Here is a 24,686-nt window from a genome sequence, read left to right on the forward strand (position 1 = left end):
GGGTCCGGTGGAGCGACGGACGTCACTCAGACGTCGAAGTCACCACCACCGAAGTCGCTGAAGCCACCGCCGAAGTCGGATCCGCTGTCGCCCCAGCCCGCATTGTCGAAGCCGCCGCCGTCGGATGCGCCGCCGTCGGACGCCCCGGCATCGCCGGATTCAGCACCAGTGTCCTCCGAACCACCGTCACCCGCAGCGTCGGTACCGCCATCGAACGAACCGGGGTCGGGCAGGAACGCGCTCATGATCGCCGAACCGATGACGTAACCGGCCACCGTCCCGAGGATCGAGGCGCCGATCATGCTGCCGAACGACGGGCCCCCGCGCTGGCCGCCGAAGCGTCCGCCGCCACCGCCGACGCCGCCGAGCGAGCGCTCCATGAAGCCCGGCTGGCGGATCTCGGAGCGGGTCGCCGACTGGGCGAGCGAGCGCGGGTCGTCGCCACGGGGCGCCTCACCGGGAGGCGCGGTCCGGGTGAACTCGTCGTAGACCATGCGGCGCTGCTCGTCGGTCAGCTTGGCGAAGGCCTCGGCGTGGACTTCCTCGATGCGCTCCGGCGGGGCCGTGCGGAGCAGGTAGCGGTAGCGCTCGACCGCACGTTCGTCGTCGGTCGTCGCGCCCTGCTGCTGCGTCGGTGCGCCGCCCCACTGCGGGACGCCGTACTGGCCGCCCTGCGGTGCGGACGGTGCCGGCTGCTGGTAGGACTGCTGGCCGTACCGGTAGCCCTGCTGCTGCGGCGGCTGCCCCCACTGGTTCTGCTGGGCGTCAGCGGATCGGTCACGCTCCGGACGTCCGAGCAGGCGGTCGAGGAATCCCATGGTCGATGCTCCTTCGGGTGCACGGCGGATCCGGTCGGACCCGTCGTGGACTGCAACACTACGAACCCCCGGCGTCGGATGACTGAGCGCCCGCTCAGAGTCGGCCGGGAGGCGCGTGCCGGCCTGGCACCGTGCCTCCGGTCCGCACAGAGCGCCGCAGCTCACCCCGCGGCGAGCGCCGCCGTCCACACCGCGTGCAGCTCGTCCGCGGCCCCCGGGTGCGCCACGAGGAACGGCTCCCCCACGGGTGGGAAGCCCTCCACGGGGCCGGTCGGCGTCAGCACGACGCCCCCGGCCTCGTGCACGAGCAGCACCGCGGCGCCGTGGTCGACCGGGTTGAACGCCGAGACGCAGCCGCCGATCCCCCGCCCCGCCGCGACCTGGGCGATCGTCAACGTGCCCGATCCCTGCACCCGGAGCGTGCACGACCGGTCGGCCAGGGCGTCGAGGAACGCCCCGAACCCCGGCCACGGGCGGTGTCCGTCGAGCTCGGTGCCGACGACGGCGCCGGCGAGCGGCCGGGGTGTGTCGTCGAGTCGGAGCTGGCGGTCGCGCAGGGTGGCGCCGCGGCCGCGTCGGGCCTCGAGCACCTCGCCGCGCCAGGGGTCCGCGACGACGCCGACGAGCGGACGCCCGCCACGGGTCAGGCAGAGCGACATCGAGGTCCAGGGCACGCCGTTCGCCAGGTTGGTGGTGCCGTCGACGGGGTCGAGGAACCAGCGGTGCCGGTCGCCGGGGGCCTCGCCGTACTCCTCGCCGGTGAACCCGTGCGTCGGGAACACCATCCGCACGCGGGAGCGGACGTGCTGCTCCACCAGGCGGTCGACGTCGGTGACCAGGTCGGCGGGGTTCGCCTTGGTGTGGACCTCGCTGACCGGGTGTTCGCGCGTGTACGCGATGACCTCGTGGGCGATCCGGTGGGCCAGGGCCTGGGCGCGCGAGGCGACCTCGGTCTCGGTGGGCTCGCGGTCGCGCTCGGGCCAGCCGTCGCGCTCGGCCGCCGACAGGGCTGCTCCGATCGACCCGACGTCGTTCGTGGTGATCGAGTCGACACCGAGCCGGGCTGCCCAGATCGCGGGCTCGACGTCGTCGATGGTCCAGACGGCGACGCGCAGGCCCAGGGCGTGCGCGACCTCGACGGTGCGCGGGGTGAGGAACGCGACGTCGAGGTTGAGCGTCGACGGCGCGAGCGCCTCGAGGTCGGCGGCGACGGGCGGATCGAGCGACTCCCACGCCAGCCAGACGTCGGCGTCGGGCAGCACGGAGCGGACGGCCGCCATCGCCGCCGGCGCCCCGCACCAGGCCACCGCGGTGGAGCCGGTGAAGCCCGCGACGGTGCGGGCGGCGACCAGGGCGTCCTCGGCGTCGGTCAGGTCGACGAGCAGGGTCGACCGGCAGCCGTCGAGCCGTTCGAGCGCACCGTCGAGCCGCGGGATCCGGTCGAGGCCGTTGCCGAGCCGGGCGACGTCGCACCAGTCGACGTCGGACACCCGGCGGGCATCGCCCCACATCCGGCCGAGGGTCTCGTCGTGCAGCAGGACGGCGACGCCGTCGGCGGTGCGACGGACGTCGACCTCGATCACCTCGGCGCCGAGCGCCTCGGCGACCGCGATGGCGGGCAGCGTGTTCTCGCGCCGGACGCGCGGCGCACCGCGGTGGGCGACGAGGCGTGGCGGACGCACGCCGGGCCTGGCGTCCGCGCTGGTCGAGACCACACGGTCGACCGCAGCCGCAGCGGAGACCGTCGACATCGGGACCCCCGCGCTCATCGGGCGACCTCGAGCAGCACGCCGTCGCGGTGGACGAGCACCTCGCCCAGGCGCACCCCGGTCTCGGTGCCGACCGCCGGCGGCGGCCCGGTGACGTAGGCGCGGAGCTCCGCGCCGTCGGTGCTGAGCACGACCTCGGCGAAGTGCCCGCGCATGAGCACCCTCGCGACCGTCGCACGGATCGGCGAGTCGTCGGTGAGCACGACCTGCTCGGGGCGGACCAGCACCGTGTCGGCCGCCGTCGGGCTGACCGAGGTGCCGGCGAGGAACCGGCCGGTGACGACGCTCGTCGACCCGATGAACGACGCGACGAAGCTCGTGGCGGGGCGGGCGTACAGCTCGGTCGGTGTCGCGATCTGCTCGATGCGGCCGTCGTGCATGACGGCGATCCGGTCGGAGATGCTGAGCGCTTCGTCCTGGTCGTGCGTGACGATCACGGTCGTGATGCCGAGTCGCTGCTGGATGCGGCGGATCTCGTCGCGGACGCTCACGCGGAGCTTCGCATCGAGGTTCGACAGCGGCTCGTCGAGGAGCAGGACGTCCGGCTCCTGCACGATGGCGCGGGCCAGGGCGACGCGCTGCTGCTCGCCGCCCGAGATCGCGGTCGGCTTCGAGCCGGCGTGGTGGCTCAGGCCGACGAGCTCGAGCGCGTCGCGCACCCGCTCGGCGACCCGCTGCTTCGGCACCCGTCGGGTCCGCAGCGGGAACGCGACGTTCTGCGTCACCGTCATGTGCGGCCAGAGCGCGTAGTTCTGGAACACCATCGCGCTCGGCCGGCGCTCCGGGCCGAGCGACGTGACGTCGCGGTCCCCCATGGTCACGACGCCGCCGTCGGCGGGCAGGAACCCCGCCACCATGCGGAGCGTCGTGGTCTTGCCGCAGCCGGACGGGCCGAGGAGCGAGACGAGCTCGCCCTTCGCGACGTCGAGGTCGATGCCGGCGACGACGTCGCGCCCACCGAGCGTCTTGCGCAGTCCGCGGATGGTGAGTCCGCCGGAGCGGGTCCGGTCCGCCGTGCTGCCGTCGGCCTGGAGGCCCGGTGCGCGTTCTGCGACGAGCGCCTTGTCCGTCATCTGGTCGCCTTTCGTGCTGGTGTGGGTCATCGGATCTGGAAGCCGTCCGCCAGGCGGCCGCCCATGATGTGCTTCCGGGCGAGCAGCAGCAGGACCACGGACGGGATGCTCAGCGCGATCGCGAACACCGCCGAGACCTGGCGTGGTGAGTTCAGGACGAGCGAGTACATCGCCGTCGGCATCGTCATGTACGTCGGGGCGCCGACCAGGTACGTGCCCTGCGCCTCGTCGAAGGACGCCAGGAACGACATCACCATCGCGACGAGGATCCCGGGCCAGGCGATCGGGAACGTCACCTTCCAGAAGGTGCGCCAGCGGCTCGCCCCGGCGTCGCGGGCCGCTTCCTCGAGGGACCGCGGCACGGCCGAGAAGGCTGCGGCGGGCAACCACGTCATGAACACGACGCAGCCCAGCACGTGGACGATCAGGATGCCGGTGACCGTGTTCATGAGGTTCAGCGCGGTGAACATCGCCGACATCGTGACGAAGAGGCCCATCTTCGGGAACGCGTTCGTGGCGAACAGTCCGACGAGCACGAGCCGCCGCCCCGGGAACTCGATGCGGCTGATCGCCCACGCGGCGGGCAGGCAGACCACCGCGGCGATGAGGACCGTGAGCGGGGCGAGGACGAGCGAGTTCTGCACCGCGACGGCCAGGCTGCGGTCCTCGAACACGGTGCCCCACCACTGCAGGGTCCAGCCGTCGGGCAGCAGGTTCGGGTAGGTCCACGTCGTGGCGAAGGCCCGGGCCGCCAGCCAGACGAGCGGGCCGAGGATGAACACGGCCAGCACGATCGCGGTCGCCCAGACGAGGGCGTTGCCGGTCAGACGCTTGATCACTGCTGCTCCTGACGCTTCTTGTCGAGCTCGCCCGCGTTCGAGCGGACCGTCGAGCGGAGGTAGACGACGCTCGCGGCCGCGGCGAACGCGAACACGATGAACGCCATCGCCGTCGACTGCTGCGGGCGGTTGTAGGCCTGGAAGTACTTCGAGATGTCGACGCCGAGCATCGTCGGGGCGTTCGGACCGGTGAAGTACGGCACGGTGAACGAACCGAGGACCCCGATCACGGTGAACGTCGTCGCGATGACGAGCGGGGTCGCGGCCATCGGCAGGAGCACCTGCCAGACGACGCGCCAGGTGCTCGCCCCGGCGTCCTTCGCGGCCTCGACCAGGGCGTCCGGTGTGCCCTGCAGCGCCCCGGCGATCATGAGCACCGCGAACGGCAGGCTCGTCCAGACGCTGCCGAACACCACGGCGACGAGGGTGTAGCCCCACACCGGGACGTCGAGGCCGAACTGGGCACCGAGGCTCCGGAGGAACCCCTGCGCGTCGGTGAACGTCAGGATCGACCAGCTGGCGATGACCACCGGCACGAAGATCGGCACCACGGCCAGGACACTGAGGGTCTTGCCGAGGAAGCCTCCGCGGAGCCGCAGGATCACCGCGACGACGACCGCGAGCCCCACGGTCAGGCCGGTCGACAGTGCGGTGACCCCGAGCGTCGCGACCAGGTCACGCAGGAACGTGGCGTTGCCGAGCAGGGTGGCGTAGACCGCGAACGAGAAACCGCGCACGGTGTCGCCGCCGATGTCGGCGAGCGCCTGGTTCAGGCCACCGGTGAACCCGAGGCTGAACAGGGCGGCGTTCACCACCGGGACGCCGACGAACAGGACGACGACCAGCACCGGGGCCGCGACGAGGGCGAGGCCCTGCCACCGCCGGCGGCGGGCCAGCCGCTCCTCCGCCGTGCGCCCGATGGCGGGGTGCCCCGGGCCCTGGGCGTGGGGCGGGACGGGCGGGAGGCCCGTGGCGGAGTCGCCACGGGCCTCCCGGCCGGTTGCCGGGCCGTCCTGGACGGTCTGGGTCACTGCGGGACCTTCGCGTCCCACGCCGCGTTCATGTCGGCGGCGAAGTCGCTCTGGAACCCGAGGCGGAGCTGCGAGGGGTTCGCGTCGGCGAACTGCTCGGCGACCGACGCCGGCAGGCTGTCGAGCGGGATCACCGGGTAGCCGGAGACGGCGCTCGCGACGAGCTGCTGCCCCTTCGCGCTGAGCACGAAGTCGGCGAGCTTCTCCGCCGCCGCCTTCTTGGCCTTCGGCTCGGTCTTGGGGATGCCGAGGAAGCTCGCGCTGCCGGTGAACGACGGGTCGTCGATCTGCACGGCCTTGACGGTCTTCGGGATGATGCCGGTCTTCTGCGAGGTGATGAACTGGTCGCTCCAGACCGGGGCCATCGCGATCTGGCCACTGCCGAGCAGCTGCACGACCTGGTCGTTGCCGTTCGGGTAGACGCCCTTCTGGTACGTCGACGGGCCGAGGTCCTTCAGGGCCGCGAAGCCCTTGTCCCACTTCGACTCGAGCGACTTGTCGTACTTCGTCTGCATCGTCTCCTGTTCGGCGGGCGTCAGGTACTTCGCGAGCACCGTGGCCACGAACGAGCCACCCGAACCGCCGGACGACGGGGAGTTGTAGGCGAACTCGCCCGGGTTGGCCTTGATCCAGGCGAGCAGGTCGTCGAGGGTCTTCGGCGGGTCCGTGACCTTCTTCGCGTCGTACGCCAGCAGCACGCTCGAGGCGCGGTACGGGATGGCGCTGTCGCCGCCCTGCTGCTTCGTGGCGTCCGGGACGTCCTTCAGGTTCGGGATCGTGCTGTCGCCGACCTTCGCCATCAGCCCGGCCTTGCCTGCGGTGGTGACGAAGCCGGCGTCGACGAGGTCGTACGCGACGGACTTGCCGGCCTTGACCGCGGTGGCGAGGTTCGCCTGGGTCTGGGCGTCGTGCTCGCCGTGCAGGTCGATGCTGGTGCTGACGTGGATCTTCGGGTTCGCCTTCTCGAAGGCGGGGATGAGCGACTTGTCCCAGAGGTCCTGGACGTTGGTGTCGCCGCTGATGAACACGGTGAGGTCGGTGGTGCCGTCGGCGTCGGAGGCGTTCGAGGCGTTGGCGCTCTGGACGCAGCCGGAGAGTGCGACGGTCGCGGCTGCCGCGATGGCGAGGCCGGCGAGGACTCGGGTCTTCACGTGGGTTCTCCCTGTTCCGTGGTGCGGTGGGGTCGTGCGGGGTGGGGGTGTGCGGGGTCGTGCGGGGTGGGGGTGTGCGGGGTCGTGCGGGTGTGCGGGGTCGTGCGGGCGGGACGTGTGGGAACGTTCCCGCGCCGGGGTCGAGTGTGGCGCTGCCGGGTGAACTCCGGGTGCCTCCGGCGTCGCCGCCGGGTGAACTCCGGGTGCGGGCGTGCGGGGGCGCCTCTCCCTGGTGCGAGGTTCCGTACTCCGTGCCCGCCCCGGAGCCCTGCACCGAGTACGGAACCTCGCACCGTTCGCGCCGCCCCTCGCACCGTGCGAGGTCACCGCGACATCGGTACCCGCGCGTTCCGGAGCTTCGCGCGGAACGCGGACTCGTCCCACACGTCCTTCCAGCCGTACCGGATCACACCGCGCACCTCGGGGAAGGAGCGCAAGCGGTCCTCGCGGTACTTCTCCGCGATGACGACGTCCTCCGCCGACCGCCCTCCGCGCACCGCTGCATCGCGGTACTTCACCTCACCGTCGAACTCGATCACCACGCCCTGGTCCGGTAGCCAGAAGTCCACGACGATGTCCGGCCCGCCCCGGGTGGTGAAGCGTCGTTGCAGCACCGGGGTGGGAGCGCCGTACTCGTCCAGGCGGACCCGGACCAGCGACTCCCCGACCGAGTCGGCGGCTGCGTCCGCGAAACCGACGGACCGCAGGGCACGGCGCCGGCCCTTCCGTCCCCGCCGGGCGACCCCGTCCAGGACGGCGTCGCGGTCCGCGCCGAGGGCGAGGAGCCGGTCGAGGGCCACCACCGCTTCCGTCATCGGCAAGGTCATGGCGAGGTCCACGGCCGTGCGGTCGAACCCCGTCAGGGTCAGGTCGTCCGTGCGGAACCGCCACGTGCCCGCCATCGACGGGTCGAAGTCGGCGTGCACGACGAACGTGGCGTTGGTCGTCCTCGCATCACGCCCGGGTCTGGTCAGGTGGACTCGTTCCGGCCACCGGCCCACGTGCGGCACACCGATGACCGCTGCCGCCGACAGGTGCGACACGACGAAGCGGGGTCTGATCCGGTCGACGAGTGATCGCACGAGCACGTGGTGCCGCTGCTCGGGGCGGAGGCCCTTCCACCGCTCGGCGTCCGCGTACCGGCCGTGCGCGATGCGGACCAGTTCCCCAGCGCGGGCCCGGACCCGGATCGCCGCGGCCTCGTCCGGCCGTGACTCGTGCGCGACGAGGACCGTGCAGTCGGGGACGGCGGGGAAACGGGGATGAGCAGCCATGCATCGGATGCTGGCGGACACCTCGCACGGTGCGAGTGCAGCCGGATCAGGCTGTGGACAGCCGCATCCGTCCACAGTCGCAGGCGGATGAATCATCAGCTGCGAGAATGAGCGGGTGAACGCACGCACCTGGGGTTGGCTCGCAGCCGTCATCGACGTCGTCCTCATCGTCGTCTTCGCACTCATCGGGCGCTCGTCGCACGGTGAGGCCAACACGGCGCTGGCGCTCTGGACCACCGCGTACCCGTTCCTGGCCGGTTGGGCGATCGGGTACGTGACGAGCGGGGCCTGGGCTCGACCGCTGCGCTTCTGGCCGACCGGCATCGTGGTCTGGATCCTCACGGTCTTCGTCGGTCTGGCCATCCGCGTCGCCACCGGGCAGGGCGACGTCGACGGCAACCCGCTGCCGATCTCGTTCGTCATCGTCGCGACGATCGTGCTCGGGGTGTTCCTGCTCGGCTGGCGCGCGATCGCCCGCGGCGTGCTCCGGTTCACCGCGTCGCGGTCGCGGCAGGACGCCGCAGCGTCCGACGCGTGAACGGCAGCCGCGGTTCCCAGCCGACGATCCTCGACGTCGCCGCACGTGCGGGGGTCTCGAAGTCGGCGGTGAGCCGCGTGCTCTCCGGGACCGGCCGGTTCTCGGACGAGACCCGCGAACGCGTCGAACGAGCGGCAGCCGAGCTCGGGTACGTCGCGAACGCGATGGCTCGCGGACTGGTCAGCGGGCGCACGAACACGATCGGGATGCTCGTCCGCGACGCCTCGTCCATGGTCTACACCGCACTGCACGCCGTGATGGAGCGCCGCGCATCGGAGCTCGGCTACCGCGTCGTCACCACGACGGGCGTCGGTCGGGTCGAGGACGAGAAGTCCGCCCTCGCCGCGCTCGTGTCGATGCGCGTTGACGGCCTCGTCGTGTGCAGCGGCCTGATGCCGTCCGCCGACATCGCCGAGTTCGCGCCCCGCATCGCCACCGTCGTCGCGGGTCGACCCGAGCTGCACCCGGCGCTCTCGAGCGTCTACTGCGACGAGGTCGACGGTGGGGCTTCCATCGCGGATGCCGTCGCCGATGCCGGCCACACCACGGCCGTGGTGTTCACCGTCCCGCTCGACAACGCGATCACGCAGCACGCGCGATCCTCGGCGATGCTCGAGCGGCTCCGAGCACGTGGCGTCCGGGTGATCGACATCGACGCGAGCTTCGTGCGGCCACCCGACGACCTCGCCGCCGACCTGGTGGACGCCGTGCAGGAGTCGGGCGTGACCGCGGTGATGTGCCCGACCGACCGGCTCATGCTCGACGTGTGCGAGGCGCTCGCCCGCCGGGGCGTCGAGGTCCCGCGTGACCTCTCCGTCACCGGGTTCGACGGCGTCTACCCGCTGGCGAGCGACTGGATCGGCTTCACGACACTCGAACAGCCGATCGAGCGCATCGGCCGCGAGGCCATCGACCTCGTCATCGGCCGCATCGACGACCCCACACGCCCGGTCGAGCACCGCTCACTGCGCGGCACCGTGATCCCCGGCCGCACCCTGCTCCCCCGCTGACGCCGACCCGCCGACCTCGCACCGTGCGAGGCGCCACGCGAACGGTGCGAGGTTCCGTACTCGGTGCGGCCGGACAACGCTCGCACCGAGTACGGAACCTCGCACCGAACGCACCCGCACCCGCAGCCGCAGCACCGCGCACCACGCCCGCGCCTAGAACAACCCGCTGCGCGGGCCGTCCTCCGGCCCGTCGAACCCGCGGAACATGTCCGACACCAGCGCCTCGATCTGCGGCTCCACGAGCCGTTCGACGGCTTCGGCGATCCGCGGCCGGTGGTCGATGAGCGCCAGGCACACCGCGGTACCGGTCGACCGCGCACACTCGTCGGACAGCGCGATCTCGTGCCGGAGCGCGGCCTTGGCCTCGTCGGACAACGGCTCGCGCGGCGTCTGCTCCCCCGCACCGGTGCCGGCCAGCTCGCCGAGCGTGAACAGGAACGGCGACCCCGGCGACGGCTCGGGGTCCACGTCGAGACCCTGGAACTCCGGCGACAACCCCTCGGCCGGCTGGTACCCCGCGTGCCGCTTCCGGGCCGCCGCCCGCTCGAGTTCACGCTGCAGCAGCGGCAGGTTCTTCGCCGTGTAGTCGTCGACGGCGTCCTCGACGATCGTCGAGATCCGCCCGATCAGCGCGTGCTGGACGGCGTGCGGTACGTCGGGTCCGAACCCCGCGGCCGCGGCGATCGGGGACCCGGTGCACTTCCGGCAGATGCGTGTGCGTGGGCGGGCGGTACCGATCTGCCAGCGCGGCAGCCAGCGCAGCCACAGGTCGACCGCGCCCCGCACGCGACCGTCGATGCCGTCCATCCCTCAACAGTAGGCCTGGAGGCGCGGATCACCCCCGGCACACCGCGCCGGTCGGGCAATCCACCGGTTCTCAGGCCTGTGGTTCCGTCACGAAGTCGATCAGCTCCTCGACACGGCCGAGCAGCTCCGGCTCGAGGTCGGCGAAGGTGCGCACCTGCCCGAGGATCCGCTGCCAGGCCCGAGCGATGTCGGCCTGCTCGGCGTGCGGCCAGCCGAGCGCCTGGCAGATGCCCGCCTTCCACTCGATCGAGCGCGGGATCGTCGGCCACGCCCGCAGCCCGACCCGCGCCGGCTTGACCGACTGCCAGACGTCGACGAACGGGTGCCCGACGACGAGCACGTGCGCTCCCCACTTGCCATGCATCACGGCGTCTGCGAAGCGGGACTCCTTCGACCCGGGCACCAGGTGGTCGACCAGAACCCCGACCCGGCGCTCCCGCGTCGGCTGGAACTCGTCGAGCACGGCGGCCAGGTTGTCGACGCCGGAGAGTTCCTCGACCACGACGCCCTCGACGCGCAGGTCGGCGCCCCAGACCTTCTCGACGAGTTCCGCGTCGTGCTTGCCCTCGACCATGATGCGGCTGGGGAGCGCCACCCGAGCACGCTGCGACTCCACGGCGAACGATCCGGACGCGGTGCGGAGCCGACCACCGTCGGACGCCTGCCGCACGGCGGGCGCACCCCCGGGCCTCCAGTCCGCGTGCACGGCACCGACGGAACCAGCAGCACCCGCGCGGCCAGCGGAACCAGCAGCACCAGCCCCGGCCGACCGCCCGACCGGCGCCGACGGCCGCCCCAGCGTCACCAGTTCACCCTCGAGCAGGAACTGCCCGGTGAAGGGGAAGGAGCGCGTGCGGCCCTTCCAGTCCTCGAGCGCGATGTTGCCGGCCTCGAGCCCCACCACGGCACCGGCCCACCCGGAGTCGGGGTCCTCGAGCACCATGTCCCGTTCGAGCGGCACCTGCCGCACCTTCTTCACTCCGCGCGAGCGCCAGTCCCCCGAGAGCACATCGCCGCCGTACCGGTCGTCGTCCACCCGCACGAGGGTACTGTCGACGACGGCCCGGACGACGTCGACCGCGCCGGTTCCCCATCATCTCGACGGAAGGCCCGCCCGTGCGCGCAGCGATCATCCACGCCCCGAACGACATCCGCGTCGAGGAGCGCGACCGACCCGGGCTCCTGTCCGGCAAGGACGTCGTCGTCAAGGTCCTCGCGGCCTGTGTCTGCGGATCGGACCTCTGGCCCTACCGCGGCGTCACCGAGACGAAGCAGCCGCGGCCGATCGGCCACGAGCTCGTCGGCGAGGTCGTCGCCGTCGGTGACGACGTCACCGGCCTGCACGAGGGCGACTTCGTCATCTCCCCCTTCACCATGAACGACGGCACCTGCCAGGCCTGCCGCAACGGCATGACCACCGGCTGCGACCACCTGTCCGGCTTCGGCAGCACGGACGCCTACGGCGACCCCGTCGGTGGCGCACAGGCCGAGTACGTGCGGATCCCGGACGCCGACGCCACGCTCGTCGTCGTGCCCGGCCCGGTCGACCCGGCCCTGGTGCCGTCGCTGCTCACCCTGTCCGACGTCTTCTCGACGGGGCACCACGCCGCCGTGTCGGCAGCGGTCGGCCCCGGCAAGACCGTCGTCGTGGTCGGCGACGGCGCGGTCGGTCTGTCCGCCGTGCTCGCCTCGAAGCGGCTCGGTGCGGACCGCATCATCGCGATGAGCCGGCACGCGGACCGCCAGGCGCTCGCCCGCGAGTTCGGCGCGACCGACATCGTGGCCGCCCGTGGTGCCGAGGGCGTCGACGCCGTCCGGGAGCTCCTGGGCGGCGACCTGGCCGACTGCGCCGTCGAGGCCGTCGGCACCGAGGAGAGCATGGACCAGGCGCTGCACTCGGTGCGCCCCGGTGGCAACGTCGGCTTCGTCGGGGTCCCGCACGGGGTGCCGACGATCGGCACGCGCTACCTGTTCGACACGAACATCGCCATCGCGGGCGGCATGGCCCCGGCCCGGAAGTACATCCCCGAGCTGCTGCCCGACGTGCTGTCCGGCGCGATCGACCCCGGTCGCGTCTTCGACCTGGAGCTGCCGCTCGACGAGGCCGCCGAGGCCTACCGCGCGATGGACGAGCGCCGGGCCATCAAGGTGCTGCTGCGCCCGTAGCGGCGCGCGTCGTGGACGCACCGTCAGACGGACGGGAGGCCCGTGGCGGCGTCGCCACGGGCCTCCCGTCCGTCATCTGGTCGCGTCGGGCAGCCGCCGCCCGCTCACGCATCGCGGATCGCCAGCACCCGGTGCGGTGCAGCCGCCTCGGCCCGCCACCCGCCGGGCAGCACGTCGCGGAGTTCGGGCACGGTGAAGCTCCGGCGGATCGACCGCAGACCATCGACGCGGATGAACGTCCCCGCCGCCACGAGCGGTGACGCCAGCGCGTAGGCACGGTAGGCCGCCGGCGACCGCCGGATGTCGGAGTGCAGGCTGCGCCCGCTCGCGAGCAGTTCGGAGTCGGCCAGGAACCCCCGCCGCTCCTCGTCACCCAGGTGGTGCAGCACGTGGTTCGACACGACGACGTCGAACCGCTCACCAGCCGCGACCAGGTCACCGCTCGACTGCTGCCGGAACGTCACACCGGTCGGGGACGACCGCCGTGCCGCGGCGATGGCGCGTTCGTCCGGGTCGACCCCGACGACCTCGAGGTCGAAGCCGTCGCTCGCCGCCCAGCGCACCAGCGAGCGGGCCAGGTCGCCGCCGCCGCACCCCAGGTCGAGCACCCGGCCACGGCCGCTGGCGGGCAGGGCCGGCACGACGTGCGAGCGCCAGGCCGCGCGCCAGCCACTCACGAGCGCGTTCACGACGGCGAAGCGCCCGAAGGTGCGCGCGAGCGCACGCGGGTCGCAGTCCGGGTCGTCCATCAGTTCGGTCAGGTCGAGCGCGCGGGTGCGCAGGTCGACGGCCGGGAGGCCCCTGGTGCCGCCGCCCTGACGGCTCACGCCGCGCCCGTGGTCGCGACGGGCACGCGGTCGGCTGCGACGGCGGGTTCCGCCGCGGGCAACACCGCGGGTTCTGCCGCGGGCGACGCCTCGGGTTCCGCCGCGGGCGACGCCTCGGTCCGCACCGCGGTGAGCCGCGCACTCTCCACTGTGAGTCCGGGGCCGAAGGCGAGCGCGACGACGGCGCTGCCGTCCTCGAGGCCGGCGTCGACCGCGTCGCGGAGGACGAAGAGCACGGTGGCGCTCGACATGTTGCCGTGTTCGCGCAGCACCCGCCGACTCGACTCCATCGCACTGTCCGGCAGGCCGAGCGACTCCTGGGTGCGGTCGAGGATGGCTCGGCCGCCCGGGTGGACCGCCCACACCGGCACGTCCGAGGCGGGCGCGCCGTCGAGCAGCGGTTGCACGGCGCTCGGGACGTGCAGGCCGACGAGCTTCGGCACGGCGGTGGACAGGACCATCTCGAAGCCCTCGTCCCCGATGTTCCACGCCATCTCGGACGCTCCCTCGGGCACCACGGCCGTCGTGAAGTCGTCGAAGCGCAGACCGGCTCCGTCGCGGGCGACCACCGCGGCGGCCGCACCGTCGCCGAAGACGCTGTTCGCGACGATCTGGTCGGGGTCGTTCGAGGCGCGGACGTGCAGGGTGCAGAGTTCGCCGCAGACCACGAGCACGACGGCGTCCGGGTCCTGGTCGACGAACGCCGCGGCGATCCGCAGCGCGGGGAACGCGGCACAGCACCCCATGAAACCGATGTGGTGCCGGAAGACGCCACCGGGGAGCCCGAGCTGCTCGACGACGTCGATGTCGGGCCCGGGCTGCGTGAACCCGGTGCAGGACACGGTCACCAGGTGTGTGACGGCCTCCGGCGCGATGCCGGCGCGTTCGACGGCGTCGCGAGCGGCGGCGACGAACAGCGGCGGGGCGAGTTCGCGGTACCGGTCGTTGCGTGACCCGGTGGACGGCGAGCGCAGGGTGCCGTCGTCGTCACGGAACGCACCACCGGCACGTGCGGAGTCGAGTTCCTGGAGGACGGTGTGCCGCTGGTCGACCGCCGACCCGTCGAACGCGGCGGGGACGAGCCGTTGGCCGAGCCGCCCGAGGTCGGGTTGGGCGGAGAACAGGTCACGCACCCGGGGCTGGTCGAGGGTCGTCTCGGGGACGGCGGTTCCGATGGCGCGGATCGTTGCGGACACGACTCATCCTGTCACCCGATCGCTGACGTGTCCCCAGGATGCCCACGGCGACCGGGACGCACACAAGGGCACGGCACCGACCGGTGCCGTGCCCTTGCGAGGTGGGACTGCCTACGACTGCTGTGCGCGCTCCAGCACGAGTTCCCGCACGCGGGCGGCGTCGGCCTGGCCCTTCATGGCCTTCATGACCGCACCGATGATCGCGCCGGCTGCCTGGACCTTGCCGTCCTGGATCTTCGCCAGCACGTCGGGCTGCGCCGCGAGTGCTTCGTCGACCGCGGCCGTCAGGGCGGAGTCATCCGAGACGACCTTGAGCCCGCGGGCCTCGACGACCTGCGCCGGAGAGCCCTTGCCCGCGATGACGCCCTCGAGCACCTGGCGTGCCAGACGGTCGGTCAGGTCGCCGGACTCGACGAGCGCGATGACCTCGGCGACGTGCTTCGGCGACACCAGGTCACCGGGGGCTGCGTCCTGCGCGTTGGCGACGCGGCTGATCTCACCGGTCCACCACTTGCGGGCGGCCTGGGGTGCGGCGCCGGCGGCGACGGTGCCCTCGACCTCGTCGAGCAGGCCGCCGTTGACGACGTCCTGGAACTCCAGGTCGGCGAAGCCCCAGTCACCCTTCAGGCGACGGCGGCGTGCGACGGGGGCCTCGGGCAGCGAGGCACGGAGCTCCGCGATGACGGCCGGGTCCGGCACGACGGGCAGCAGGTCGGGCTCCGGGAAGTACCGGTAGTCGTCGGCGTCCGACTTGGGGCGACCGGCCGACGTGCGGCCGGTGTCCTCGTGCCAGTGGCGGGTCTCCTGCGTGATCGTGCCACCGGCGGCGAGGATCGCGGCCTGACGCTGGATCTCGTAGCGGATCGCACGCTCGACGGCGCGGAACGAGTTGACGTTCTTGGTCTCGGTGCGGGTGCCGAGCTTCTCCTGCCCGCGGGGGCGCAGCGAGATGTTCGCGTCGCACCGCAGGTTGCCGCGCTCCATGCGTGCCTCGGAGACACCGAGCGCCCGGACGAGGTCGCGGATGACCTGCACGTAGGCGGCTCCGAGCTCGGGGGCACGGTGCTCGGCGCCGAAGATCGGCTTCGTGACGATCTCGACCAGGGGCACGCCGGCGCGGTTGTAGTCGACGAGCGAGTACTCGGCGCCCTGGATGCGGCCGGTGGCACCACCGACGTGCGTCAGCTTGCCGGCGTCCTCTTCCATGTGGGCGCGCTCGATCGGGATGTTGTAGATCGTGCCGTCGGCGAGCTCGACCTCGACCTCGCCCTCGTAGGCGATGGGCTCGTCGTACTGCGAGACCTGGTAGTTCTTCGGGTTGTCCGGGTAGAAGTAGTTCTTCCGGGCGAACCGCGAGGACTCGGCGATCGAGCAGCCGAGCGCGAGCCCGAGCTGGATCGAGTACCGCACGGCCTGTGCGTTCACGACCGGCAGCGACCCGGGCAGCCCGAGGTCGACCGGGGTGACGTTCGTGTTGGGCTCGCCGCCGAAGAAGTTCGGGGCGTCCGAGAACATCTTGGTCTTCGTCGCGAGTTCGACGTGGACCTCGAAGCCGAGCACCGGCTCGTAGCGCTCGAGCGCCTCGTCGAAGTCCATCAGCGCGTCCTTCTGCGCCATCAGATCACACCTTCCTGCGCAGCCGACTGCTGACTCTGGTCGAGGTCCGGGACGGACGCGATGAGCGGCGCGCCCCACTGCTGTTCGAGCAGACGCTCGAGGGCGGCACCGTAGCGGTACAGCCGGGCGTCCTCACGCTGGGGCGCCATCAGCTGCACGCCGACGGGCAGGCCGTCCTCGGGCGCGAGGCCGTTCGGGATGCTCATCCCGGGGACACCGGCGAGGTTCGCCGGGATCGTGGTGAGGTCGTTGAGGTACATCGCCAGCGGGTCGTCGATGCGCTCACCGATCGGGAACGCTGTCGTCGGCGCCGACGGGCTGACGAGCAGGTCGACCTGCTCGAAGGCGGCCTGGAAGTCCCGCTGCACGAGCGTGCGGACCTTCTGCGCCGAGCCGTAGTAGGCGTCGTAGTAGCCGGCGCTCAGGGCGTAGGTGCCGAGGATGATGCGCCGCTTGACCTCGGGTCCGAAGCCGGCTTCACGCGTGGCGGCCATGACGTCCTCGACGGTGGCGCCGTTCTCGGGCGTGACCCGGAGGCCGAAGCGCACCGAGTCGAACTTGGCGAGGTTCGACGACGCCTCGGCCGGGAGGATCAGGTAGTACGCACTGATCGCGTACGCGAACGACGGGGCGTCGATCTCGACGACGACCGCACCGGCCGACTCGAGCAGCGCGACCGTCTCCTGGAAGCGCTGGGTGACACCGGCCTGGAACCCGTCGCCCCCGGCGAGTTCCTTCACCACGCCGACGCGCAGGCCGCGGAGCGTGTCCGCCTGCAGCCCTTCGCGTGCGGCGGCGGCCATCGAGGGCCACGCGTCCGGGATGGACGTGGAGTCCTTCGGGTCGTGCCCACCGATGACGTCGTGCAGGAGCGCGGCGTCGAGGACGGTGCGGGACACCGGGCCGATCTGGTCGAGGCTGGACGCCAGCGCGATGGCGCCGTAGCGGCTCACCCCGCCGTAGGTCGGCTTCACGCCGACCGTGCCCGTCACGGCACCGGGCTGGCGGATCGAGCCACCCGTGTCCGAACCGAGGGCGAAGGGTGCTTCGTGCGCGGCGACCGCGGCGGCCGAGCCACCGCCGGACCCGCCGGGGATCCGGTCGAGGTCCCACGGGTTGCGGGTCGGACCGTACGCCGAGAACTCGGTGGTCGAGCCCATCGCGAACTCGTCCATGTTGGTCTTGCCGAGCGGCACGAGGCCGGCGGCGCGGAGCTTCGCGACGGGGGTGGCGTCGTACGGCGGCACCCAGCCCTCGAGGATCCTGGACCCGGCGGTCGTGGGCATGTCCTGCGTGCACAGGACGTCCTTGACGGCGATCGGCACACCGGCGAGGGGCCCGAGGTCGTCGCCGGCGGCACGGCGGGAGTCGATCGACTTCGCCACTGCCAGGGCGTTCTGGTTGACGTGCAGGAACGCGTGCACGTCGCCGTCGACGGCGGCGATCCGGTCGAGGTGGGCCTGGGTGGCCTCGACGCTCGAGACGTCGCGCGCCACGAGGGCGTCGGCGAGCGCCGCGGCGCTCAGCTTCGTGATGTCGTCAGTCACTGTTCTTCGCCCTACTGTTCTTCGCCGAGGATGGCGGTCACGCGGAACCGTTCGCCGTCGGAGTCGGGCGCCCCGGAGAGCGCCTGCTCCTGCGTCAGCGTCGTGCCGACCACGTCGGGTCGGGTGACGTTGCCGAGCGGCACGGGGTGGCTCGTCGCCGGGACGTCGTCGGTCGCGACCTCGGCGACCTTGGCGACGCTCTCGACGATGTGCGACAGCTCCCCGGTCAGCTTCTCGATCTCGTCGGGCGTGAGTGCGATACGTGCGAGGTTCGCCAGGTGCGCGACCTGCTCGCTCGTGATGTCAGGCATGGTGCTCCGTCGATCGGTTCGTGGAATGCCCCACAGTCTATTGGCTGCGTCGGGCGCGCAGGCGCGGCTGTGGACAACGCCCTGCAAGGCCCGGTGCCGGTCCGCCGGACCGGCACCGGGCCTTGCAGGGTGTCAGAGTGTCACTTCCCGTTCTGGTCCCTCGCAGCCGGCGCCGCCGGGGCCACCGTCGCGGCGGGCGCCGGCGCAGCCGGTGCAGCGGGTGCAGCCGGAGCAGCGGGTGCAGCCGGAGCAGCGGGCGCAGCCGTCGGCGTCGTCTGGTCGTCCTGCGCCGTCCCCTGCCCGGACGAGGACCCCGACGACGAAGACGACGAAGACGACTTGCTCGCCTGCCCGATCATCGCCTGGCTCGGCGCGGGCAGCGCTCCCCCGCCGACGGTCTGGTCCAGGTACGCCATCATCGACTTCCCGACCCCGAACTTCGCGCTGTACCCGGTGGTGCCCTGCAGGAACGGCCAGTTCGCCAGGCTCACGTTCCCCTGCACGTTGCCGACCCAGGTGGCGTTCGTGTACTTCGTCGACGACGCGACCAGCCAGTTCTGCACGTCACCGTCGGTGGTGCCGGTCTTCGCGAACTTCGCCACGCTGTCCCCGGGGTTCGCACTCGCGGCCGTCCCCGACCCGGACAGCACGCCCTGCAGCGCGTAGTCGACCGTGCCCGCGACGTCCGCCGAGACGCCCTGCGTGCAGGACGACGGCGTCGGGGTGATCTTCGTGCCGTCTGCCTCGGTCACCGAGTCGATCGCGGTGGGCGTGCACACGATGCCGCCGTTGGCGAAGCCCGCGTACGCCTCGGCCAGGTCGATCGGCGACAGCTCGTTCACGCCGAGGATCGAGGACGGCGTCTGCGTCAGGTCACCGCCGTCGGCGCGGTGGATGCCCATCGACTGCGCGAGCTGGGCGATCTTGCACAGGTCGAGCTGCTTGCCCATCTGGGCGTACGCGGTGTTGATCGACTCGACCGTCGCCGCCTCGACCGACATCGACGTCGGCACGCTCTCGGCGTTGGCGACGTTCCAGGTGCCGCCCGCGACGTTCTGGCAGGTGTTGGTGAACTCGGCGTTCTCGAACTGGTGCTCCGAGGTGGTGACCGAGTCGGACAGGGTGTGCCCGCTGGCGAGCCACTCGGCCAGTGTGAACACCTTGTAGGTCGAGCCGGTCTGGAACCCGCCCGAGTTGCCGTACCCGGAGTCGGCGCTGTAGTTCACCGCCGTGGCACCGGCCCCGGCGTGGTCCCCCTGCGTGTAGGTGGTGTTCTGGACCATCGACATGATCCGGCCGGTGCCGGGCTCCACGGTGATGTTCGAGCCGCCGACGTCGACGCCGGCCATCGTGGCCGGCACGTAGGTGGACAGGGCGGACTGTGCCTGACCCTGCAGGTCGAGGTCGAGCGAGGTGTGGATCTGCAGGCCCTTGGTGTCCAGCGTGGCGATGCGTGCCGCCGCGGTCTTGCCGAACGCGGGGTCCTGCAGCACCTGGTCGCGGACGTAGTCGCAGAAGTAGCCGGCGTCGTGGTTCGTCGCGGCGGTCGAGCACCCGTTGGCGGTCTCGGTGATCTTCGGCGTGACCGGCGTCGCGATCGCCTTCGTCATCTGTGCCTTCGTGATCGACCCGTGCGCCTGCATCCGGCGGAGCACGTAGTCGCGGCGCTCCTTCGTCAGCTCGTACCCGTTGGCCTTGCCGTTGTCCTTGTCGCTCGGCACGTCGATGCGCAGGTTCGACGGGTTGTTGAGGATCGCGACGAGCGTGGCCGACTGCACGAGCGACAGGTCCTTCGCGTGCACGCCGAAGTAGTACTCGGCCCCGGCCTCGGCGCCGTAGACCCGCCCGCCGAGCCCGACGATGTTGAGGTACCCGGTCAGGATCTCGTCCTTCGAGTACTTCTTGTTCACCGCGATGGCGTACCGCATCTCCTGCAGTTTGCGCTGCGGCGTGACGCCGGCCGCATCCTCGTAGCAGGCTTCGACCTTCTTCTCGGTGGCGGCCTGGTCCGCGCCGGTGAGCTCCTCGCACTGCTGCACCAGGACGTTCTTGACGTACTGCTGCGTGATGCTCGAGCCGCCCTGCACATCGCCGCCGACGACGGTCGCGGCGACGCCGCGGAGCGTGCCGAGCACGTCGATGCCGCCCTCGTCGTAGTAGCGCGGGTCCTCGGTGTCGATCGCCGCCTGCTTGAGCGTGTCCGCCATCTGGTCGGCCGTGACGTTCGTGCGGTTCTCGGCGTAGAACGAGGCGATCTTGACCTGCTTCCCGCCCTGCTCCGCGTACATGGACGACACCTGCTGCGGGGTCTGCACGTCGAGGTAGGTCGGCAGGTCCTCGAAGAACGAGACCGCCCCGGAGGTCCCCTCTCCCGCGACGGCGACCGCCGGGGTCACCGCGACGGCGACGAGCATGCCGGCGAGCACGGACATCACCACGAACATCAGGAGAGCACCAGGCCATCGCACCACACGCATGACGGCACCGTAGGCAGCAGGGCTGTACTGGTTCTGCCCCGGAACGAGTGCAGGCTGCGGTCGCGTTCAGGTTGCCACCCAGCCCGTTCCGAGGACGGGTCGCGATCCGCGCGGGCGCACCGATCCGGCCGGGAGGCCCGCGTCGGCTCCGGCACGTCGGCGGCCGGTCACGATCGGGTCACGCCCACCGCGTCGCCACGACCGGCGGGTCCACCCGGTCGGCGGTCGGGCACGGCCGGTCAGTCACGGGGCTGCAGATCCTGCGGGCGCACGAGGTACATGTCCGGCGAGGCGCCGACGATGCCGTCGCCACCCGACTTCCCGCGTCGGACCTGCTCGCGCACCAGGTCGCCGCGTCCGATGCCGATCAGGGCGACGTCGTGCAGCGATGCCGTGCCCGGTTTGAGGTAGTCGTTGTGCCCCACGGGACGCCGGAACACGTCACCGGCCGACAGCGCGTCGGCGCCCCCGGCCAGGTCGAGCACGGTCGAGCCGAACGACGCCCCACCCGGGTCGGTACCGAAGTACCCGGAGCCCGCGATGGGGTCGCTGTGCGCACCGCCGACGAAGACCTGCCCGGTGGCGACGGCGAGGTCGTCCGCCGTCCGGACGTCGCTGCCCGGCGACCCGAGCACGGTCAGGGTGTCGGCGGTCATGCGCCCCGACGCCAGGGCCGTCATCGCCGTGGTCGACCCGTACGAGTGCGCGACGATGTTCACCCGCGGTTGGTCGCCCGCGCGGATCACGCGCAGCCCTGCGACGGTCCGTTCGAGCCGCTCCGCCCCGGTCCGTGCGAGCCCGAGCGACAGGATGTTCGACAGGTCCGGAGTGCGGTACCCCATCCACGCGACGACGGCGACACCCGACCCGTTGCCGGTGGCGGCGAGCGGCGCCAGGGTGGCCTGCTCCCGGGACAGGTCGTTGGCGGTGTTGGTGAAGTCGGTCATCTGCCCGGTGACCGTGAAGAACATGCCCGGCACCACGACGGTGACGTCGGCCGCGGTGTCGAGGTCGCCGATGCTGATCGCCGCACGCCCGGAACCCCGGGTGTCGAGCGCCACCAGGAAGCGCCGCGGGTCGCCCGGCTCCTGCACCAGGGAGTCGCGGACCTGCCCGAGCATCGCGGCCCGGGCTGCACCGAGGTCGGCGTCGGCGAGGCCGGCGGTCAGCGTCGCGCGGTTGGCCTGGTCGCGGACGGCGTACGGCACGCCCTCGAGGTTCCCCACCAGGGCGGGTGCGTGCACCCGGAGCCGGTCCTGCTCGTCGGCCGGCAGGTGCGACCACCACTGCGCGACGGTCTGCGCGGGCGGCGGGTCGTCCTGCACCGTCGCCACGACACGACGGTCGGTGGCCGCGCTTCGCAGGTCGGCGGCGCCGAGTGCACCGAGGTCGTCGACGAAGGCTCGTCCGTGCGCGGCGGCGAGGTCGTCGACCCCCACCCCCGTCGTCGACGTCGATGTCGACGACGACGACGCCGCCGCTGGTACCGCCGGCGCCGCCGGGAGCGTGGCGACGGCGGGGTCCACGACCGGGACGATGCGGGTCGCGGCGGTGCTGGTGACCGTGACCTGGTGCGTCGGGGGCATGCCTGGGGCCTCGATCACTCCGAGCGAGTGCACCGAGGCGGTGAGCAGAGCCGCAGCGATGAGCAGCATTCGGGTCTCCCCCGGGAAGGCCGTCCCGACGTCCCCCTGCAGACGACGGGTGATGCTCGGTCGAGTCTATGGAGATGTCTGCCGATCATCCATGCGCGATGCAACTTGTCCCCCGAACTGGGCGCGTTCGACGGCGCGCCGCGCTCAGCGGATGCGACCGGGCGTGCTGGGCATCCCGGCTCGGTCCTCGGGCCTCAGTCCTCGGTCGTCGGCGCTTCCGGTTCGGCGAGCGCCGCCGGCCCCTCGGTCACGAGCAGGTGGAACTGCTCGGCGTCGATGATCCGGACGCCCAGCTGCTCGGCCTTCGTGAGCTTCGAACCGGCCCCCGGACCGGCGGCCACGAAGTCGGTCTTCTTGCTCACGCTCGACGCCGCCTTGCCGCCGGCGGTGATGATCGCCTCCAGCGCACCTTCGCGCGTGTAGCCCTCGAGTGACCCGGTCGCGACGACGGTGACGCCGCTCAGCACGCCGCCCTCGACGTCGGCGCTGCCCGGGCCGGGGTGGCCCGGGGTGGTGAACTGCACGCCGGCCGCGGTCCAGCGGTCGATGATCTCGCGGTGCCAGTCGACGTCGAACCAGGCGAGCAGGGCGTCAGCGATGATGCCGCCCACCCCGTCGACGGCCGCGAGGTCCTCGCGCGAGGCCGACCGGATCGCGTCGAGGGAGCCGAAGTGGTTCGCCAGGGCTCGGGCGGCGACCGGTCCGACGTGGCGGATGCTCAGGCCGACCAGGATCCGCCACAGGGGCTTCGTCTTCGCGGCGTCGATGTTCGCGAGCATCTCGAACGCGTTCTTCGACGGGTAGCGGCTCGGCTCACCGGTGTAGTCGGCGCCCCGCGCCTCGGGGTCGAACGGCGGGTCGGTCTTCTTGCGCGCCCGGCTGAACGGTGTGACGCGCTTCGGGGCGCCGTCGTCGTCGACCTTCTCCATGCCGGTCTCGGCGTCGCGGACGATGACCTCGATCGGGACGATGTCCTGCATCGTCAGGTCGAACAGTCCGGCCTCGGTGACGAGCGGCGGGGTCTCCGGGCGGAGCGGCTGCGTGAGCGCCGCGGCCGCGACCTCGCCGAGCCCCTCGATGTCGAGCGACCCGCGCGAGGCGATGTGCTCGACCCGACCGCGCACCTGCGCCGGGCAGCTCTTCGCGTTCGGGCAGCGCAGGTCGATGTCGCCTTCCTTCGCGGGGGCGAGCTCGGTGCCGCACTCGGGGCAGTTCGTCGGCATCACGAACTCGCGCTCGGAGCCGTCACGGAGCTCGACCACCGGGCCGAGCACCTCGGGGATGACGTCGCCGGCCTTCCGCAGGACGACGGTGTCGCCGATCAGCACGCCCTTCGCCTTGACGACCTGCTGGTTGTGCAGCGTGGCCTGGCGGACGACGGACCCGGCGACCTCGGCCGGGGCCATCACCGCGAACGGGGTCGCACGGCCGGTGCGGCCGACGCTGACCACGATGTCGGTGAGCGTGGTGTGCACTTCTTCCGGCGGGTACTTGTAGGCGATCGCCCACCGCGGCGCCCGTGACGTCGACCCGAGTTCCTCGTGCAGGGCGAGGTCGTCGACCTTCACCACGACGCCGTCGATCTGGTGCTCGACGGCCGACCGGCGCTCCCCCGTGGTCCGCACGAAGCCGTTGACCTCGTCGATGGTGTCGAACACCCGGTAGTGGCTGCTGGTCGGGAGCCCCCAGGTCTGCAGCAGCTCGTACACCTCGGACTGACTGCGGACGTCGGTGCCCTGCTCGAGTTCGCGGACGGGCCACGCGCCGATGCCGTGCACGAGCATCCGCAGACGCCGCAGCCGGTCGACCATCAGGGCACGCTTCGCCTCGGACTTGCCCTCTTCCTTCTGGCGGAGGGACCCGGCGGCGGCGTTGCGCGGGTTGGCGAACACGCGCTCCCCCGCCTCGCGCTGGTTCGCGTTGAGCTCGTCGAACTCGGCGACCGGGAAGAAGATCTCGCCCCGGACCTCGACCAGGGGCGGGTGGCCGGTGCCCGACAGGCGGTCCGGGATCGTGCCCATCGTGCGGACGTTGCCGGTGACGTCCTCGCCGACCACGCCGTCACCGCGGGTGGCGGCCGAGACGAGCCGACCGTGCTCGTACCGCAGGTTGATGGCCAGGCCGTCGATCTTCAGCTCGGTCAGGAACCGCACCCGCTCGGCGCCGGCGTCCCGCTGCACCTTGAGGGCCCACTCGGTGAGCTCGTCAGGGCTGAAGACGTTGTCGAGCGAGAGCATGCGCTCGGCGTGCTCGACCGGCGCGAACTGCGTCGTCTGCGCCTGCCCGCCCACGGTCTGCGTCGGGCTGTCGGGCGTCAGGAGTTCCGGGAACCGCCGTTCGATCGCGTCGAGGCGGTGCACCAGGGCGTCGTAGTCGGCGTCCGACAGGGGCGAGGCGTTGCCCTCGTAGTAGTCGTGGCGCAGCTCGTTGACGCGGGCGCGCAACCGGTCGACCTCGCGCGCGGCCTGGGCGGCGTCGAGCCCGTCGGGGTCGATGGTCTCGAACGTCGCGTCGGTCTCGCTCATGGCATTAGTTCTACCGTGCACCACCGACGCGGCGTGCAGCGAGCGTGCGCCCCGG

General features: G+C 72.0%; 20 protein-coding genes. 3 read left to right on the top strand and 17 right to left on the bottom strand.

Annotated features, from left to right (window positions below; translation table 11 throughout):
• Window positions 1–26: 26 nt before the first annotated feature.
• From HQQ79_RS16480 to HQQ79_RS16510, 7 genes are all read right to left on the bottom strand, one after another.
• Window positions 27–818 (bottom strand): hypothetical protein, encoded by a 792-nt coding sequence (locus tag HQQ79_RS16480; protein ID WP_071246581.1) that lies wholly within the window; start codon window positions 816–818, stop codon window positions 27–29.
• Between the two features lie 161 nt (window positions 819–979).
• On the bottom strand, window positions 980–2,587 hold the full coding sequence (locus HQQ79_RS16485; protein WP_173035715.1) for an inositol monophosphatase family protein: 1,608 nt from the start codon (window positions 2,585–2,587) through the stop codon (window positions 980–982).
• Complete coding sequence (locus tag HQQ79_RS16490; protein ID WP_231495611.1) at window positions 2,584–3,660, bottom strand: ABC transporter ATP-binding protein; 1,077 nt, start codon at window positions 3,658–3,660, stop codon at window positions 2,584–2,586. Before HQQ79_RS16490 ends, HQQ79_RS16485 begins: the two co-directional genes overlap by 4 nt.
• Window positions 3,661–3,686: 26 nt before the next feature.
• Window positions 3,687–4,499 (bottom strand): ABC transporter permease, encoded by an 813-nt coding sequence (locus HQQ79_RS16495; protein ID WP_017886992.1) that lies wholly within the window; start codon window positions 4,497–4,499, stop codon window positions 3,687–3,689.
• Window positions 4,496–5,530, bottom strand: coding sequence for an ABC transporter permease subunit (locus HQQ79_RS19225; RefSeq protein ID WP_173035717.1), 1,035 nt, complete (start codon window positions 5,528–5,530; stop codon window positions 4,496–4,498). Before HQQ79_RS19225 ends, HQQ79_RS16495 begins: the two co-directional genes overlap by 4 nt.
• Window positions 5,527–6,681, bottom strand: coding sequence for an extracellular solute-binding protein (locus HQQ79_RS19000; RefSeq protein WP_173035719.1), 1,155 nt, complete (start codon window positions 6,679–6,681; stop codon window positions 5,527–5,529). Before HQQ79_RS19000 ends, HQQ79_RS19225 begins: the two co-directional genes overlap by 4 nt.
• Before the next feature lie 323 nt (window positions 6,682–7,004).
• Window positions 7,005–7,955, bottom strand: coding sequence for a hypothetical protein (locus tag HQQ79_RS16510; RefSeq protein ID WP_173035721.1), 951 nt, complete (start codon window positions 7,953–7,955; stop codon window positions 7,005–7,007).
• A 115-nt stretch (window positions 7,956–8,070) separates the two neighbouring features.
• Between HQQ79_RS16510 and HQQ79_RS16515 the strand changes: the two genes are divergently transcribed.
• Complete coding sequence (locus tag HQQ79_RS16515; protein ID WP_027464614.1) at window positions 8,071–8,493, top strand: DUF3054 domain-containing protein; 423 nt, start codon at window positions 8,071–8,073, stop codon at window positions 8,491–8,493.
• A complete protein-coding gene (locus HQQ79_RS16520; protein ID WP_027464613.1) occupies window positions 8,490–9,503 on the top strand; it encodes a LacI family DNA-binding transcriptional regulator in 1,014 nt (337 codons plus the stop codon). The genes HQQ79_RS16515 and HQQ79_RS16520 overlap by 4 nt, the downstream gene beginning before the upstream one ends.
• A 153-nt stretch (window positions 9,504–9,656) precedes the next feature.
• Here HQQ79_RS16520 and HQQ79_RS16525 read toward each other — a convergent pair whose 3' ends face one another.
• Both HQQ79_RS16525 and HQQ79_RS16530 read right to left on the bottom strand, forming a co-directional pair.
• Window positions 9,657–10,310 carry a hypothetical protein gene (locus HQQ79_RS16525; RefSeq protein WP_017886998.1) on the bottom strand — a complete coding sequence of 218 codons (654 nt, stop codon included), beginning with the start codon at window positions 10,308–10,310 and terminating at the stop codon, window positions 9,657–9,659.
• Between the two features lie 70 nt (window positions 10,311–10,380).
• Entirely contained in the window at window positions 10,381–11,346 is a 966-nt protein-coding gene (locus HQQ79_RS16530) for a DUF3097 domain-containing protein (RefSeq protein WP_173035723.1), read from the bottom strand.
• 80 nt (window positions 11,347–11,426) lie between these two features.
• Here HQQ79_RS16530 and HQQ79_RS16535 point away from each other — a divergent pair, with 80 nt between their 5' ends.
• Window positions 11,427–12,476, top strand: coding sequence for a zinc-dependent alcohol dehydrogenase family protein (locus HQQ79_RS16535; protein WP_111046337.1), 1,050 nt, complete (start codon window positions 11,427–11,429; stop codon window positions 12,474–12,476).
• Between the two features lie 104 nt (window positions 12,477–12,580).
• Here the strand turns inward: HQQ79_RS16535 and HQQ79_RS16540 are convergent, their stop codons facing one another.
• From HQQ79_RS16540 to ligA, 8 genes are all read right to left on the bottom strand, one after another.
• Complete coding sequence (locus HQQ79_RS16540) at window positions 12,581–13,303, bottom strand: methyltransferase domain-containing protein (protein WP_173035724.1); 723 nt, start codon at window positions 13,301–13,303, stop codon at window positions 12,581–12,583.
• Window positions 13,300–14,499: a 3-oxoacyl-[acyl-carrier-protein] synthase III C-terminal domain-containing protein gene (locus tag HQQ79_RS16545; RefSeq protein ID WP_173035726.1), complete on the bottom strand. Its 1,200-nt coding sequence runs from the start codon at window positions 14,497–14,499 to the stop codon at window positions 13,300–13,302. The genes HQQ79_RS16540 and HQQ79_RS16545 overlap by 4 nt, the downstream gene beginning before the upstream one ends.
• A 111-nt stretch (window positions 14,500–14,610) precedes the next feature.
• Window positions 14,611–16,116: an Asp-tRNA(Asn)/Glu-tRNA(Gln) amidotransferase subunit GatB gene (gatB, locus tag HQQ79_RS16550; RefSeq protein ID WP_173035728.1), complete on the bottom strand. Its 1,506-nt coding sequence runs from the start codon at window positions 16,114–16,116 to the stop codon at window positions 14,611–14,613.
• The gene (gene gatA / locus HQQ79_RS16555) at window positions 16,116–17,663 is read right to left on the bottom strand and encodes an Asp-tRNA(Asn)/Glu-tRNA(Gln) amidotransferase subunit GatA (RefSeq protein WP_027464607.1); all 1,548 of its coding nucleotides are present in this window, start codon (window positions 17,661–17,663) and stop codon (window positions 16,116–16,118) included. The genes gatB and gatA overlap by 1 nt, the downstream gene beginning before the upstream one ends.
• An 11-nt stretch (window positions 17,664–17,674) precedes the next feature.
• Entirely contained in the window at window positions 17,675–17,974 is a 300-nt protein-coding gene (gatC, locus tag HQQ79_RS16560; protein WP_017887005.1) for an Asp-tRNA(Asn)/Glu-tRNA(Gln) amidotransferase subunit GatC, read from the bottom strand.
• 140 nt (window positions 17,975–18,114) lie between these two features.
• On the bottom strand, window positions 18,115–20,451 hold the full coding sequence (locus HQQ79_RS16565; protein ID WP_173035730.1) for a transglycosylase domain-containing protein: 2,337 nt from the start codon (window positions 20,449–20,451) through the stop codon (window positions 18,115–18,117).
• A gap of 239 nt (window positions 20,452–20,690) precedes the next feature.
• Window positions 20,691–22,106 (bottom strand): alpha/beta hydrolase, encoded by a 1,416-nt coding sequence (locus tag HQQ79_RS16570; RefSeq protein ID WP_173035732.1) that lies wholly within the window; start codon window positions 22,104–22,106, stop codon window positions 20,691–20,693.
• Window positions 22,107–22,300: 194 nt separating this feature from the next.
• Window positions 22,301–24,631, bottom strand: a complete 2,331-nt coding sequence (ligA, locus tag HQQ79_RS16575) for an NAD-dependent DNA ligase LigA (protein WP_173035734.1) — start codon at window positions 24,629–24,631, stop codon at window positions 22,301–22,303.
• Window positions 24,632–24,686: the final 55 nt, after the last annotated feature.

The organism is Curtobacterium sp. VKM Ac-2852 (assembly GCF_013205045.1).
Lineage (GTDB): Bacteria > Actinomycetota > Actinomycetes > Actinomycetales > Microbacteriaceae > Curtobacterium > Curtobacterium flaccumfaciens.

Coding starts and splice junctions, on each gene's coding strand:
- HQQ79_RS16480 (WP_071246581.1), bottom strand. CDS start 818: ATGGGATTCCTCGACCGCCTGCTCGGACGTCCGGAGCGTGACCGATCC.
- HQQ79_RS16510 (WP_173035721.1), bottom strand. CDS start 7,955: ATGGCTGCTCATCCCCGTTTCCCCGCCGTCCCCGACTGCACGGTCCTC.
- HQQ79_RS16525 (WP_017886998.1), bottom strand. CDS start 10,310: ATGGACGGCATCGACGGTCGCGTGCGGGGCGCGGTCGACCTGTGGCTG.
- gatC (WP_017887005.1), bottom strand. CDS start 17,974: ATGCCTGACATCACGAGCGAGCAGGTCGCGCACCTGGCGAACCTCGCA.
- HQQ79_RS16570 (WP_173035732.1), bottom strand. CDS start 22,106: ATGCTGCTCATCGCTGCGGCTCTGCTCACCGCCTCGGTGCACTCGCTC.
- HQQ79_RS16485 (WP_173035715.1), bottom strand. CDS start 2,587: ATGAGCGCGGGGGTCCCGATGTCGACGGTCTCCGCTGCGGCTGCGGTC.
- gatB (WP_173035728.1), bottom strand. CDS start 16,116: ATGGCGCAGAAGGACGCGCTGATGGACTTCGACGAGGCGCTCGAGCGC.
- HQQ79_RS16565 (WP_173035730.1), bottom strand. CDS start 20,451: ATGCGTGTGGTGCGATGGCCTGGTGCTCTCCTGATGTTCGTGGTGATG.
- HQQ79_RS16490 (WP_231495611.1), bottom strand. CDS start 3,660: ATGACGGACAAGGCGCTCGTCGCAGAACGCGCACCGGGCCTCCAGGCC.
- ligA (WP_173035734.1), bottom strand. CDS start 24,631: ATGAGCGAGACCGACGCGACGTTCGAGACCATCGACCCCGACGGGCTC.